The sequence below is a fragment of the Pseudomonas sp. UMAB-08 genome (genome assembly GCF_900095225.1).
Lineage (GTDB): Bacteria > Pseudomonadota > Gammaproteobacteria > Pseudomonadales > Pseudomonadaceae > Aquipseudomonas.
Genome location: NZ_LT607417.1, coordinates 292,758 through 305,616 on the forward strand (window position 1 = coordinate 292,758; position 12,859 = coordinate 305,616).

The 12,859-nt window shown below is 59.3% G+C and carries 9 protein-coding genes; 2 read left to right on the forward strand and 7 right to left on the reverse strand.

The window, feature by feature from the left end:
- Nucleotides 1-25 precede the first annotated feature (25 nt).
- From K0F75_RS09265 to K0F75_RS09285, 5 genes are all read right to left on the reverse strand, one after another.
- Nucleotides 26-991: a D-glycerate dehydrogenase gene (locus K0F75_RS09265; protein ID WP_219061574.1), complete on the reverse strand. Its 966-nt coding sequence runs from the start codon at nucleotides 989-991 to the stop codon at nucleotides 26-28.
- 10 nt (nucleotides 992-1,001) lie between these two features.
- A complete protein-coding gene (locus K0F75_RS09270) occupies nucleotides 1,002-2,327 on the reverse strand; it encodes an MFS transporter (RefSeq protein ID WP_219061575.1) in 1,326 nt (441 codons plus the stop codon).
- A 167-nt stretch (nucleotides 2,328-2,494) separates the two neighbouring features.
- Nucleotides 2,495-4,081: an aldehyde dehydrogenase (NADP(+)) gene (locus K0F75_RS09275; RefSeq protein ID WP_219061576.1), complete on the reverse strand. Its 1,587-nt coding sequence runs from the start codon at nucleotides 4,079-4,081 to the stop codon at nucleotides 2,495-2,497.
- Nucleotides 4,082-4,093: 12 nt separating this feature from the next.
- Nucleotides 4,094-5,086, reverse strand: a complete 993-nt coding sequence (gene araD1, locus K0F75_RS09280; protein ID WP_219061577.1) for an AraD1 family protein — start codon at nucleotides 5,084-5,086, stop codon at nucleotides 4,094-4,096.
- Between the two features lie 25 nt (nucleotides 5,087-5,111).
- Nucleotides 5,112-6,449 (reverse strand): MFS transporter, encoded by a 1,338-nt coding sequence (locus K0F75_RS09285; protein WP_219061578.1) that lies wholly within the window; start codon nucleotides 6,447-6,449, stop codon nucleotides 5,112-5,114.
- A gap of 196 nt (nucleotides 6,450-6,645) precedes the next feature.
- On the opposite strand from K0F75_RS09285, the gene K0F75_RS09290 reads away from it, so the two are divergent.
- Entirely contained in the window at nucleotides 6,646-8,388 is a 1,743-nt protein-coding gene (locus K0F75_RS09290; RefSeq protein WP_219061579.1) for an IlvD/Edd family dehydratase, read from the forward strand.
- Between the two features lie 106 nt (nucleotides 8,389-8,494).
- Nucleotides 8,495-9,217, forward strand: a complete 723-nt coding sequence (locus tag K0F75_RS09295) for a FadR/GntR family transcriptional regulator (RefSeq protein ID WP_219061580.1) — start codon at nucleotides 8,495-8,497, stop codon at nucleotides 9,215-9,217.
- A gap of 71 nt (nucleotides 9,218-9,288) precedes the next feature.
- Here the strand turns inward: K0F75_RS09295 and K0F75_RS09300 are convergent, their stop codons facing one another.
- Complete coding sequence (locus K0F75_RS09300; RefSeq protein WP_219061581.1) at nucleotides 9,289-11,676, reverse strand: RND family transporter; 2,388 nt, start codon at nucleotides 11,674-11,676, stop codon at nucleotides 9,289-9,291.
- Nucleotides 11,677-11,703: 27 nt separating this feature from the next.
- Entirely contained in the window at nucleotides 11,704-12,801 is a 1,098-nt protein-coding gene (locus K0F75_RS09305; protein ID WP_219061582.1) for a YCF48-related protein, read from the reverse strand.
- Nucleotides 12,802-12,859 lie beyond the last annotated feature (58 nt).

Sequence of the window (12,859 nt, forward strand, 5' to 3'; positions counted from 1 at the left end):
ATAGGCCAAACGGCTTCCCAATTCCTCAGAGAACACGATGATCGGGTTCCCTGCCAGCCAGTACCTGACGCAAATTGTCTGCCGCCGTACGCGCCATTAAGGCTCGCGCTTCCACGGTGGCGGAGCCGATATGCGGCAATGCCACCAGGTTTTTCAGGTTCAACAGCGGCGAATCAGCAGGCAACGGCTCTTTTTCGAACACATCCAGCCCGGCAGCGCGAATTTTCTGCGCGCGCAGGGTTTCAATCAACGCTGACTCGTTCACCACCTGACCGCGCGACACATTGATAAACAGGGTCTGCGGACGCATCAACCCGAACTCTCGAGGGCCGATAAGCTGCTCGGTTTTGGCCGACAAGGGTACGCAAACGCAGATGATATCGACGCTTGCCAACAACGCGTCCAACTCGAGCTTTTGCGCGCCCAGTTCTTGCTCCAGCGTGGGCTTATGTGAACGACCACTGTAGAAAATCGGCATGCCAAACCCAAAGTGACCACGACGGGCAATCGCCGCGCCGATTCGGCCCAGACCAATGATGCCCAGGCGTTTTCCATGCACATCGACGCCAAACAGTGAGTCGCTAATGTTCTTTTCCAGCCACTGACCGGTTTTCACCAGGTCGGCAACCTCCAGCGCGCGGCGCGCAACCATCATCAACAGGAGAAACGCGGTGTCGGCAGTGGTCTCGGTCACGGCATCTGGCGTATGGGTCAATTGAATGCCCCGCTCGCGCAGGTAATCGAGATCATAATTGTCAACACCGGCCGACACACTGGCGATCACTTTGAGCCTGGGTGCCAGCTCTAGAATGCTACGGTCCAGTTTGAGACTGGCGCCGAGCATCGCGTCGGCCTCGGGCAATGCGTCGAAAAAGCGTGCCTTGTCACGCCCCAGCGGCGCTTCGCAGATCGTCACATTGAACTGCTGCTCCAGCTCGGCCACTACCTCAGCCGAGGACACGCGGCTGAAAATCACTAAATTCTGCTTCATTACCGGTTCCTCAATCGTGAATCGTTTCGCGCACGTAATAGCGCGTCGGTATGCCCCAGATAATCAGCGCTGTCGCCACCAGACAAACCGCGCCGAGCAGGTACAGTGCCGGGGTCGCGGTGCCGGTCAGGTCTTTGATGCGCCCGACCATGAAGGGCGCAATTACCCCGCCGAGCTGGCCGAGAGAGTTGATCAGGGCGATCCCGGCAGCCGCAGCCATGCCGCTGAGAAAACGCGGTGGAATGGTCCAGAAAATAGGCATCCAGGCGATGATGCCGGTAAGGATCATCGTCATGCCGATCATCAGCGGCGTGAGCTGCCCGGGATAAACAGCGCAAACCAGATAACCGGCTGCCGTCAACAAGGCGCAACCGGCCATGTGCCAACGGCGTTCGCCATGCCGGTCGGAACTGGCACCAATCAACAGATTGCCGATGACCGCGCCCACGTACGGGATCACGGTAAGCAAGCCGATATTCAAGGTATCGGCCACGCCTGCGGTTTTGATCAACTGCGGCATCCAGAACAGCAGCCCGGTCAAGGCCATTACCAGGCACAGGTAGATGCCCGACATGACGTACGTGGTCGGTTGTTTCCAGATGTCTGCAAACGTGTGCGAGGCCTCCGGTTTTGCCTCCTTGGCCATGCGGTCGAGCATCACCTGCTTCTCTTCGGCGCTGAGCCACGGTGCATCCTGAATGCGGTCGCAGACCAGCCAGAACACCACCCCACCGAGCAGGATCGAAGGAATACCTTCAAGCAGAAATAGCCAGCGCCAGCCGGCAATCCCCAAGGCACCATCAAAATGACCAAGGATCAAACCGGCAATCGGGCCACCGACGATCCCACACAGGCAGATCGAACTTTTAAAGTAGGAATTGACCCGCGCCCGACGCGTGCCTGGGTACCACTGAGTGAAGAAATACAGCACGCCGGGGACGAAACCGGCCTCCATCACCCCAATAAGAAAGCGCAGGGTGTAGAACCAGAATTCATTCTGCACAAACATCATGCAGGCCGAGGTAATCCCCCACGTAACCATGATCCGCGCAATCCAGACGCGCGCGCCGATCTTGTGCAGAAGCATGTTGCTCGGCACTTCGAACAGGAAATAACCCACGAAAAACAGGCTCGCGCCCAGCCCGTAAACAGTTTCGCTGAACCCCAGATCGCTCTGCATCTGCAACTTGGCAAAACTGATATTCACCCGGTCCAGGTAAGCGAACAGGAAGCAGGCAATGAACAGCGGAATGATCCGCCAGTTCACTTTGCGATAGATGCTGTCTTCGAACGATTCGGCATACGGTTGCTCTACCGGCACTGTATTAGCGGTCATGGCGTACCTCATTATTGTTATGGTTGTACGGAGCGCGACGAAATTTTGGGTCGATTTTGGCCGAAGACCGTAGGCGCTGGCTCGCCAGCGATCAGCCTGATGCGGTGGATCAGGCATACCGCCACCGCGGGCAAGCGCGCTCCTACAGGTCTTATGTACGCGTCAGGCTACAAGCCAATCGCAGCCGTTGACGCCCCCCCATCCACCAAGCGCTGAATACCCAGTGGGTTGGCGTTTTTCAGTGCATCGGGCAGTGCGCTGTCCGGGTAGTTCTGGAAGCACACCGGGCGCAGGAAACGATCGATCGCCAACGTCCCCACCGACGTCCCACGGGCATCGGAAGTCGCGGGATAAGGACCGCCGTGCACCATCGAATCGCACACCTCGACCCCGGTCGGATAACCGTTGAGCAGGATACGGCCGACTTTCAGTTCCAGCAGCGCAGTGAGTTCGCCGAACTGCTGCAAGTCGCCCGGTTCGGCGATCAAGGTGGCGGTGAGCTGACCGTGCAAACCGTGCAGGGCTTCGCTGAGTTGGGCTTGATCGGCGACTTCGACGACCACGGTGGTCGGGCCGAACACTTCTTCCTGCAACACCGCATCGCCCTTGAGCAACAGGCTGACATCGGCCTTGAACAGTTGCGGCCGGGCCTGATGGCCCTGCTGTTCACTGCCTGCCAGATGCGCGATGCCCGGATGCGCCTGCAATGCCTGCAAGCCTTTGGCATAGCTGCCTAGCGTGCCCGCATTGAGCATGGTTTGCGGCGCTTGATCGTTGATCTGCACGCTGAGTTGTTGCACGAATTCGCTGAACGCGGGCGAGCGCAAGCCAATGACCAGACCGGGATTGGTGCAGAACTGACCGCACCCTTGAACCACTGACGCGGCCAGTTCACTGGCAATACTTTCGCCGCGTGCAGCCAAGGCCTCGGGAAGAATGATCACCGGATTGATGCTGCTCATCTCGGCGAACACCGGAATCGGTTGTGGGCGCGCTGCGGCCATGTCGCACAGGGCGCGGCCACCTTTGAGCGAGCCAGTGAAGCCCACAGCCAGAATCGCCGGATGCTTGACCAGCGCTTCACCCACCCCAGCGCCGTAGATCATGTTGAACACGCCCGCCGGCATGCCGGTTTTTTCCGCCGCGCGAATGATCGCATCAGCGACCTGTTCGGCGGTTGCCATGTGCCCGCTGTGGGCCTTGAACACCACCGGGCAACCGGCCGCGAGGGCCGACGCGGTATCGCCACCGGCCGTCGAGAACGCCAGCGGAAAGTTACTGGCGCCGAACACGGCAACCGGGCCCAGGCCGATGCGGTACTGACGCAGGTCCGGGCGTGGCAACGGTTTGCGTTCCGGCAACGCCTGATCGATTCGCGCACCGTAGAAGTCTCCACGGCGCAGGACCTTGGCGAACAAGCGCATCTGGCCGCTGGTGCGCCCGCGTTCGCCCTGGATACGCCCGGCAGGCAGCGCGGTTTCGCGGCAAACCACGGCAACGAAGTCATCGCCCAGCGCGTCGAGTTCATCGGCGATGGCGTCGAGGAATTCAGCCCGCTTCACTGCGCTCAATTGACGATAGATCGGGTACGCAGCAGCGGCGGCTTTGGCGGCGCTGTCGACTTCTTCGAGGGTGGCCTGATAGAAATCATGGGGCAGCTTTTCGCCGGTGCTGGCGTCGACGCTGTGCACGATGACTTTGCCGGCAGCGCTACGCTGGCCGCCGATGTAGTTGTGACCAAGAATGTGGGACATGAACGATGCTCCTTAAAGGGTGCCAATGGCGCCGGGCTGAAAAGCCGCTTCAGCCGGGGCGATGCCGTTGATCAATGGGGCGCCGAAGTCGGCCTGACTGATTTCGAACGTATCCCCCGGCCGGGCGCACACGCCGTCGGCAAAAGACAGGGTCGCAGTGCCGAAGAAATGAATGTGCACATCGCCCGGACGCAGGAATTGGCTGTACTTGAAGTGGTGGTATTCGAGGTTCTCGAAGCTGTGGCACATGTTGGCCTCGCCACTGAGGAACTCTTTTCCCCAGAGCACCGTGCCGTCACGGAGGATCCGGCTGGTGCCTGACAGGTGTTGCGGCAGTTCACCCACCCGCAATTCCGGGCCAAATGAGCAGGCGCGTAATTTGGAGTGAGCGAGGTACAGGTAGTTTTTGCGCTCCATCACATGGTCGGAAAACTCATTGCCGATGGCGAAGCCCAGACGGTACGGCTTATGGTCAGGACCAATCACATACAAACCGCTCAACTCAGGTTCTTCGCCAGCGTCTTCAGCGAACGGCGGCAGCGGGAATGAACGCCCAGGGCGAACGACGATGCTGCCGTCGCCTTTATAGAACCATTCCGGCTGCACCCCTGCCTGGCCGGCGGCCGGTTTACCCCCCTCAAGACCCCATTGGAAAATGCGCATGCTGTCGGTCAGCGTTGCGTCGTCAACTGTGTGCTGATGCATTTTGTCCCGCGTCGCAGCGCTGCCCAAATGCGTCAAGCCGGTACCGCTGACCAGCATGTGCGCCGGATCGGGATGGTCCAGCGGCGGCAGAATGCGCAGCTCTTGCAGCAGTTGCGGGTAATCGTGGTCGGCGCCCAGCCCTTGGTGCTCGACCTGCTGCACCAGACTGACGCCCGCCTCAATCGCGGCCAACGCCAGTTCGCGAACGCTGGCAGCACCCACCACTTCGCGCACCTGCTCGCCATCCACCACGCCAACTCGACGCTGGCCATTGCTCAATTCGAACTGTACTAAATGCATGTGCATGCTCCCCTCTTTGCAGGATTCAAGGACGGCTGGCAGGCTGAGCCCTTTGGCTTCGGGCGCTGGCAGCAAATTCGGTCGGAGCCAGAGCGTGTTTACGCTCCAGCAGGCGGTAGACGACGCCGGTCAGGAACACGCCGAAGACCATGACGCCAGACAGGAAATACAGGCCCGAGGCAAGGTTGCCGGTGTACTCCTTCAGCGCGCCGATCACGAACGGTCCGATGTAGCCGCCGAGGTTGCCGACCGAGTTGATCAGGGCGATACCGGCCGCTGCACTGGCCCCGGCAAAGAAGCGTCCCGGCAAGGTCCAGAACACTGCCGTACAGGAAAACAGCGCAAACGCTACCAGGCACAGAGCAGCCAGTTGCAGCACCGGCATCGTCAGCCAGGCGCTGAGAAACAGGCCAATGGCGCCGAGCACATACAGCACCGCCAGATGCCCGTAGCGGTCATTCAATCGGTCGGAGCTGCGCGGGATGATCAACAAACCGATGATGCCGAAGATATAGGGAACCGCCGAGACGAAACCGGTGGTCAGGTCGCTGCCGCCGAACTGCTTGATCAAGGTCGGCAGCCACAAGCCCAGTCCATAAATGCTCAGGGTCACGGGCAGGTAGAACAGCGCCAGCAGTAACACGCGCTTGTCTTTAAGGGCATGCAACGGATTGCCGTGGCGGGTCTGGCCATACTCTTCCAGGTCCTTTTTCAGCTCACCGGCCAACCAGTTCTTCTCGGCCTGGTCCATCCACTTCACCTGCTTCGGACCATCCGGCAACCAGCGCAACACCGGCCAGGTCAGCAGAATCGCCGGGGTGCCGATGACGATGAACAGCCACTGCCAGCCGTGCAGACCCAACACGCCATCCATCCCCAGCAGGCCACCGGAAACCGGCCCGGTGATCATCATGGCGATGGGTTGCGACAGGATAAACAAGCCGAGGATCTTGCCGCGATGGCGAACCGGGAACCATTGAGTGATGTAGTACAACACCCCCGGAAAGAAGCCCGCCTCCGCCGCGCCCAGCAGCAAGCGCATCAGGTAGAAACTGTGCGGCCCTTGAACAAACGCCATGCCGATGGTGATCGCGCCCCAGGTGATCATGATGCGGGCGAACCAGCGGCGGGCACCGAAGCGTTCAAGCATCAGGTTGCTGGGGATCTCCAACAGGAAGTAGCCGATAAAAAACAGCCCGGCGCCCAACCCGTAGGCGGCGTCACCGATGCCCAGGTCCGCGCCCATGTGCAGCTTGGCGAAACCGACGGCAGAGCGATCCACGTAAGCGATCAGGTACAGCAGGATCAGGAAGGGAATCAGTTTCAGGGTGATGCGGCGTATAAGCCGGAGTTCCTGGCTCATGAAGGTGGTCTCCAATTGTTTTTGTTATGGAACCTCGGGGATCGCCTCTGCACCTTACAGCACTGGCAGGGTCGTCCCTCACTGGAAATCGACTATATAGTATTACTATTTAAGCCACAACTCTTCCAAATACAGGTTTTTAGGCTTACTTTAACCAAAGTAAACGCCATTAAGTCTTACAATAAGAGTGATGATCATGTCTGATTCCGAAAAAAAACCACCCCTGCGTTCTGCCCAATGGTTTGGTACTGCCGACAAAAACGGCTTTATGTACCGCAGCTGGATGAAGAACCAGGGCATCGCCGATCATCAATTCCATGGCAAGCCCATCATTGGTATCTGCAATACCTGGTCGGAACTGACGCCGTGCAACGCGCATTTCCGGCAGATCGCCGAGCACGTCAAACGTGGGGTGATCGAAGCTGGCGGCTTCCCGGTGGAGTTCCCGGTGTTTTCCAATGGCGAATCCAACCTGCGCCCTACCGCCATGTTCACCCGCAACCTGACGAGCATGGATGTCGAAGAAGCGATCCGTGGGAACCCTATCGATGGCGTAGTGCTGCTGACCGGCTGCGATAAAACCACCCCGGCACTGCTGATGGGCGCCGCCAGTTGCGACGTGCCTGCCATCGTCGTCACCGGTGGGCCGATGCTCAACGGCAAGCACAAAGGCAAGGACATCGGCTCCGGCACCGTGGTCTGGCAACTCAGTGAACAAGTGAAAGCCGGGCAGATCAGCCTTGACGACTTCCTTGCAGCAGAAGGCGGCATGTCCCGTTCGGCAGGTACCTGCAACACCATGGGCACCGCCTCGACCATGGCCTGCATGGCCGAAGCACTCGGTACGTCGCTGCCCCATAACGCGGCGATTCCCGCAGTCGATGCCCGACGCTACGTGCTCGCGCATATGTCCGGCATGCGTGCGGTGGAGATGGTCCGTGAAGACCTGCGCCTGTCGAAAATCCTGACTAAAGAAGCCTTCGAAAACGCCATTCGCGTCAACGCCGCCATCGGTGGTTCGACCAATGCGGTCATTCACTTGAAGGCGATTGCCGGACGTATCGGCGTCGAACTGGACCTCGACGACTGGACCCGCATGGGTCGCGGTATACCGACCATTGTCGACCTGCAGCCCTCGGGGCGCTTCCTGATGGAAGAGTTCTATTACGCGGGCGGTCTACCTGCGGTGCTGCGTCGTCTCGATGAAGCCAATTTGCTGCCCAACCCGGACGCCCTGACCGTCAACGGTAAAACCCTCCGCGACAACAACAAAGCCTCGCCGATCTATGGCGAGGACGAAGTGATCCGCACGATCGACAACCCGATTCGCGCCGACGGCGGCATCTGTGTGCTGCGCGGCAACCTTGCACCACTGGGGGCCGTACTCAAACCGTCGGCTGCCAGCGCCGAATTGATGCAGCACCGTGGCCGTGCCGTGGTGTTCGAGAACTTCGACCACTACAAGGCACGGATCAACGACCCTGAACTGGACATCGACGCCAGCTGCGTCATGGTGATGAAAAACTGCGGACCGAAGGGTTATCCAGGCATGGCCGAAGTCGGCAACATGGGCTTGCCCGCGAAACTGTTGGCTCAGGGCGTGACCGACATGGTGCGCATCTCCGACGCGCGCATGAGTGGCACCGCTTATGGCACGGTGGTCTTGCATGTGGCACCGGAAGCCGCCGCGGGCGGACCATTGGCGGTGGTGCATGAAGGCGACTGGATCGAACTCGACTGCGCCAACGGCCGTTTGCACCTGGACATCTCCGATGCCGAACTGGCCGGGCGTCTGGCCGACTGGCAGGCGCCAGAGAAATTACTGCTGGGTGGTTATCGCCAGCTGTACATCGACCACGTGATGCAAGCCGATCAAGGTTGCGATTTCGACTTTCTGGTTGGCTGTCGTGGCGCCGAAGTACCGCGTCATTCGCACTGAGTCTGCGGGATAAATAACAGGGCGACGATACTATCGTCGCCCTGTCTGGCCCCCTGCGCGATGCTATTATGCGCAGCACTTATTGCTCAGGAACGACCCGCCCCTCATGGACTACCGTAAGCCCTCCGTCCGCAAAAGCATGCATGCCCGAATCGTTCAGGACATCGGCATGCAGATCGTATCCGGCCGCTTCAAGCCCGACGATAAACTGCCTGCCGAAACGACCTTGTGCGAAGAGTACGCGGTTAGCCGGCCAGTGCTACGTGAAGCCACGAGGGTGTTAGTTGCCAAAGGTCTGGTGTATTCCCGGCCGCGGGTCGGCACGGTGGTCAAACCACGTCGCGAATGGCATTTGCTTGACCCGGACGTGCTGCATTGGGTCATGCAAAGCAGCCCGCAAAATGAATTTTTCAACCTGCTGACCAGCGTACGCAGCATCATCGAGCCCGCTGCGGCCGCCCTCGCCGCCCAGTACGCGACCGATCAGGACATTGCATCGATTGGTGAAGCCTACCAACGCATGGAAGCCGCGCCGACGCCTGAAGCACTGTTGCAGCCAGACCTGGACTTCCACAGCCGGATCGCCGACGCCACCCATAACGACCTGCTCGCACACCTGTGCAACATGCTGTCGCTGGCCCTGCGCGAAGCGTTGAAACACTCCAACCAACGGCCGAACCTGCATGAACTGGCGATGCCTCGTCACAAAGCGATTCTCACCGCCATCGAAAGCCGCGACGCCCTCGGCGCACGCCATGCCACGCTGGTGCAACTGGATGACGCAAGAAGCGCCCTGAACGTGGTCCTGGGGCAGGATGTGGCGTTGTAACAGAAACCAATCCTGACTCGGCAATAAAAAACCGCAGCCCTTGAGCTGCGGTTTTTTTATTGCGGACGACTTCAGTGAGAGAACAACGAGTTCCCGACCTTGCCCGCCATTTTCTCCGGTTTGATCAGAAACCGCGCCAGTGCTGGCAGTAGCCACAGAGCGCCGAACATGTTCCACAGGAGCATGAAGGTCAGCATCAGGCCCATGTCGGCCTGGAACTTGATCGCCGAGAAGATCCAGGTGCAAACCCCGATGGACAGGCACAAGCCGGTAAACAGCACCGCCTTACCGGTGGACTTCAAGGTCTCGTAATACGCTTCTTGCAGGGGCAGACCCGCACGCAGGAAGCTTTCCAGACGGCTGTAAACGTAGATGCCGTAATCCACACCGATACCCACACCTAGCGCGACCACCGGCAAGGTCGCGACTTTCACCCCGATGCCCATGAAGGCCATCAAGGCGTTGCCCAGTACCGACGTCAGCACCAGCGGCAAGACGATGCACAAGGTCGCCGCCCACGAACGGAAGGTGATCATGCACATGGTCGCCACGCAGATGTAGACCAGGATCAGAATCGTCAGCTCCGACTCCTTGATCACTTCGTTGGTGGCCGCCTCGATCCCGGCATTGCCCGCGGCGAGGAGAAATTGCAGACCGTCCCTGTCGTTGTCCCTGGCGAAGTCCTTGACTGCATGCACCGCGCGGTCAAGGGTTTCGGCCTTGTGGTCATTGAGGAACACCAACAGCGGGGCCAGCGAGCAATCGTTGTTGTACAGGCCGTCAGCGCGGGAGATGGAGTTATTCAGCACGTCCTTGTTACGCGACAGGGATTCCCATTTCAGGTTGCCCTCGTTCATGCCCTTGATCATCTGCTTGGACACAGTCACCAGGGAAATCGCCGACTGCACGCCTGGGGTGTTCTCCATCTTCCAGGTCAGTTCGTTGATGGCAGACATCGTCGGGTAGGCCGAGCAGCCTTCTGGCGGGGTCTTGACCATCACCACCAGGACATCCGAGCTGGTGGAGTAGTTTTTGATGATGAAACTGTTGTCTTTGTTGTAGCGCGAATCCGGACGCAGTTCCGGCGCACCCTGGTCGAGGTCACCGATTTTCAGGTTCTGGCTGTACCAGAGCCCACCACCGAAGGCCAACAGCGCCAGGACGATAGACACCGGAGCAACTTTCGCGCTGGCGAAATTCGACAGCAGGCGCCAGAACGGATGCTCACGCACCGCATCCTTTTTGCTGCGCTCAACGGCTTTATTGCTGATGCCGACATAGGAAATCGCCACCGGCAACAGGATCAGGTTGGTGAAAACGATGACCGCCACACCAATCGACGCGCCGATGGCCAGCTCGCGGATCACGCCGATGTCGATAATCAGCAAGGTGATGAAACCCACTGCGTCGGCAAGGATCGCGATCATCCCCGGCAAAAACAGTTGGCGGAACGTCCGTCGAGCAGCGGTCAACGCGTTGTCGGCGTCGCTGGACTGCATGGCGATACCGTTGATTTTTTGTACGCCGTGGGAAATACCGATGGCGAAAATCAGGAACGGGACCAGCATCGAATACGGGTCCAGGCCGAAGCCCACCACGTGCATCAACCCCAATTGCCAGACCACCGCAATCAGCGTGGTACTGAGCACCGCGATCGTGCTGCGGATACAGCGCGTGAACCAGATGAGCAGCACCAGGGTGATCAGGAAAGCCACACCAAAAAACAGGACCACCATGATCAGGCCATCGATCAGGTCGCCGACTTTCTTGGCGAAACCGACGATGTGCACCTTCACATTAGGGTTCTGCGCCTGGAACTTGTCGCGAATTTTCTCTTCGAGCTGATGGGAAAACTGCCGGTAATCGAGGGCAAGCAGCTTGCCTTGATCATTCGGGTCCGGGTAGGACTCGAGCAACGGAATGTCCACGATGCTCGATTTGAAATCGTTGGCCACCAGTCGACCGACCTGACCCGATTTGAGCACGTTGTTGCGCAACTGATCGAGGCTGTCTTCGGAACCGTTGTAGCTTTGCGGGATGACTTCACCACCGGCAAACCCTTCTTCGGTCACTTCGGTCCAGCGCACGCTGGGACTCCACAGCGACTTCAACCCGGATCGATCAACGCCGGAGATGTAGAACACCTCGTCATTGATCAGTCGCAGGGTCTCCATGTACTCCTTCGTAAAGATGTCGCCGTCCACCGCTTCGACGGAAACGCGCACGGTATTGCCGAGGTTGGCCAGATCGTTACGGTGCTCAAGCATCTTCTGGATAAAGGGATGCTCGAGCGGAATCATTTTTTCGAAACTGGTCGAGGGCCGGACCAACGTCGCCTGATAGAACAGGAAGGCACTGACCAGCAGGCAGATGAAGACCACTACCGGGCGATTGTTGAAAATCAACCGTTCAAGGAGCGTCGCCTTGTCTTGATGATGAAGTGGTTGATGATTGGTCATGCGAAAACTTCCTCGCCTTAATAGGTCTTATTGTTGGACCAGCTCAGCGCCGGTTGGCGAGGTAACGCGAACGCCACCTTGTCCTACCAGAATCAGATCGCCCTTGTCGTCGGCGGTCACACCTGCCAGGGAGATGCGGTCAGGGCGATTGGACACCTTGAACGAAACACCGTCGTCAGTGCTGCGCATCACACTGCCGCCATTGCCCACCACCACCAGCGAGCCGTCCGGCAGCAAGGCCGCATTCGACAGGCCGAACTCCAGCGGGCCGCGTGCGCCCTTGAGCTCAATGGCAGTCCAGGTAGTGCCGAAGTCAGTGGACCGAAACAGGTTGCCGCGCAGGCCATAGGCCAACAGCGTGCCGGACTTGGCAGTGCCGATCACACCAAACAGGGAACCCTGATAAGGGCTCTGTACGCGCTCCCAGGTTTGTCCCTCGTCGGCAGAACGGAACATGCTGCCCATTTCCCCCACGATGAACAGACCGGAATCCTTGATCTCGGCGATGCCGTTGTAGTGGTACTGGTCCTGGTTGTCGATGCGGTCGCTGACATCGGCCCAATGCGCGCCGCCATCAGTGGTCGTCAGCAAGGCGCCATAGGCACCCACGGCAAAACCTGTCTGGGAGTCTTTGAACCAGACATCCAGCAAGGGTGCTTCGCGGTTGAGGTCTTCGAACTGCCTGGTCCAGGTCGCGCCTGCATCGGCACTGGCAAGAATCTGTGCATCGTGCCCGACCGCCCAGCCATGCGTGTCGTCGACAAAATAGACCGCCGTCAGCAACTGCCGGCTCGGCACTTTGGCCTGAGTCCAGGTCTTGCCCTGATCATCGGAATACAGAATGTGGCCCCGGTCGCCCACGACGACCAGCCGCGCACCGGCATGGGTCACGTCGAGCAATAACCCGCGAGAGGATTTGGGCGATTCGATGGAAAAAGTAGAGTCTTCAGCCGTGCTTTGCGCAGCCTGCAAGGGCGCGGCAAAACCAGATACCGACAGCGCGCCGAGCAGCGAGATGGACACTGAGAGTGCTGCCGCCAGGGACTTGCCTTTACGTAACGCCGATGGACGGCTTATAGCCACATCCACACCGGACTGGGTGCGCCGATTTACAGGCTCACTCATAGACCTCTCCCCCGTTATTGTTATTAGGTCGACCTCAAGGTGTCCCAGAGGGCCGCAA

Bases quoted from the DNA above. Each gene is read 5' to 3' on its own strand.
- K0F75_RS09265 (WP_219061574.1), bottom strand. From the start codon at position 991: ATGAAGCAGAATTTAGTGATTTTCAGCCGCGTGTCCTCGGCTGAGGTA.
- K0F75_RS09270 (WP_219061575.1), bottom strand. From the start codon at position 2,327: ATGACCGCTAATACAGTGCCGGTAGAGCAACCGTATGCCGAATCGTTC.
- K0F75_RS09275 (WP_219061576.1), bottom strand. From the start codon at position 4,081: ATGTCCCACATTCTTGGTCACAACTACATCGGCGGCCAGCGTAGCGCT.
- araD1 (WP_219061577.1), bottom strand. From the start codon at position 5,086: ATGCATTTAGTACAGTTCGAATTGAGCAATGGCCAGCGTCGAGTTGGC.
- K0F75_RS09285 (WP_219061578.1), bottom strand. From the start codon at position 6,449: ATGAGCCAGGAACTCCGGCTTATACGCCGCATCACCCTGAAACTGATT.
- K0F75_RS09290 (WP_219061579.1), top strand. From the start codon at position 6,646: ATGTCTGATTCCGAAAAAAAACCACCCCTGCGTTCTGCCCAATGGTTT.
- K0F75_RS09295 (WP_219061580.1), top strand. From the start codon at position 8,495: ATGGACTACCGTAAGCCCTCCGTCCGCAAAAGCATGCATGCCCGAATC.
- K0F75_RS09300 (WP_219061581.1), bottom strand. From the start codon at position 11,676: ATGACCAATCATCAACCACTTCATCATCAAGACAAGGCGACGCTCCTT.
- K0F75_RS09305 (WP_219061582.1), bottom strand. From the start codon at position 12,801: ATGAGTGAGCCTGTAAATCGGCGCACCCAGTCCGGTGTGGATGTGGCT.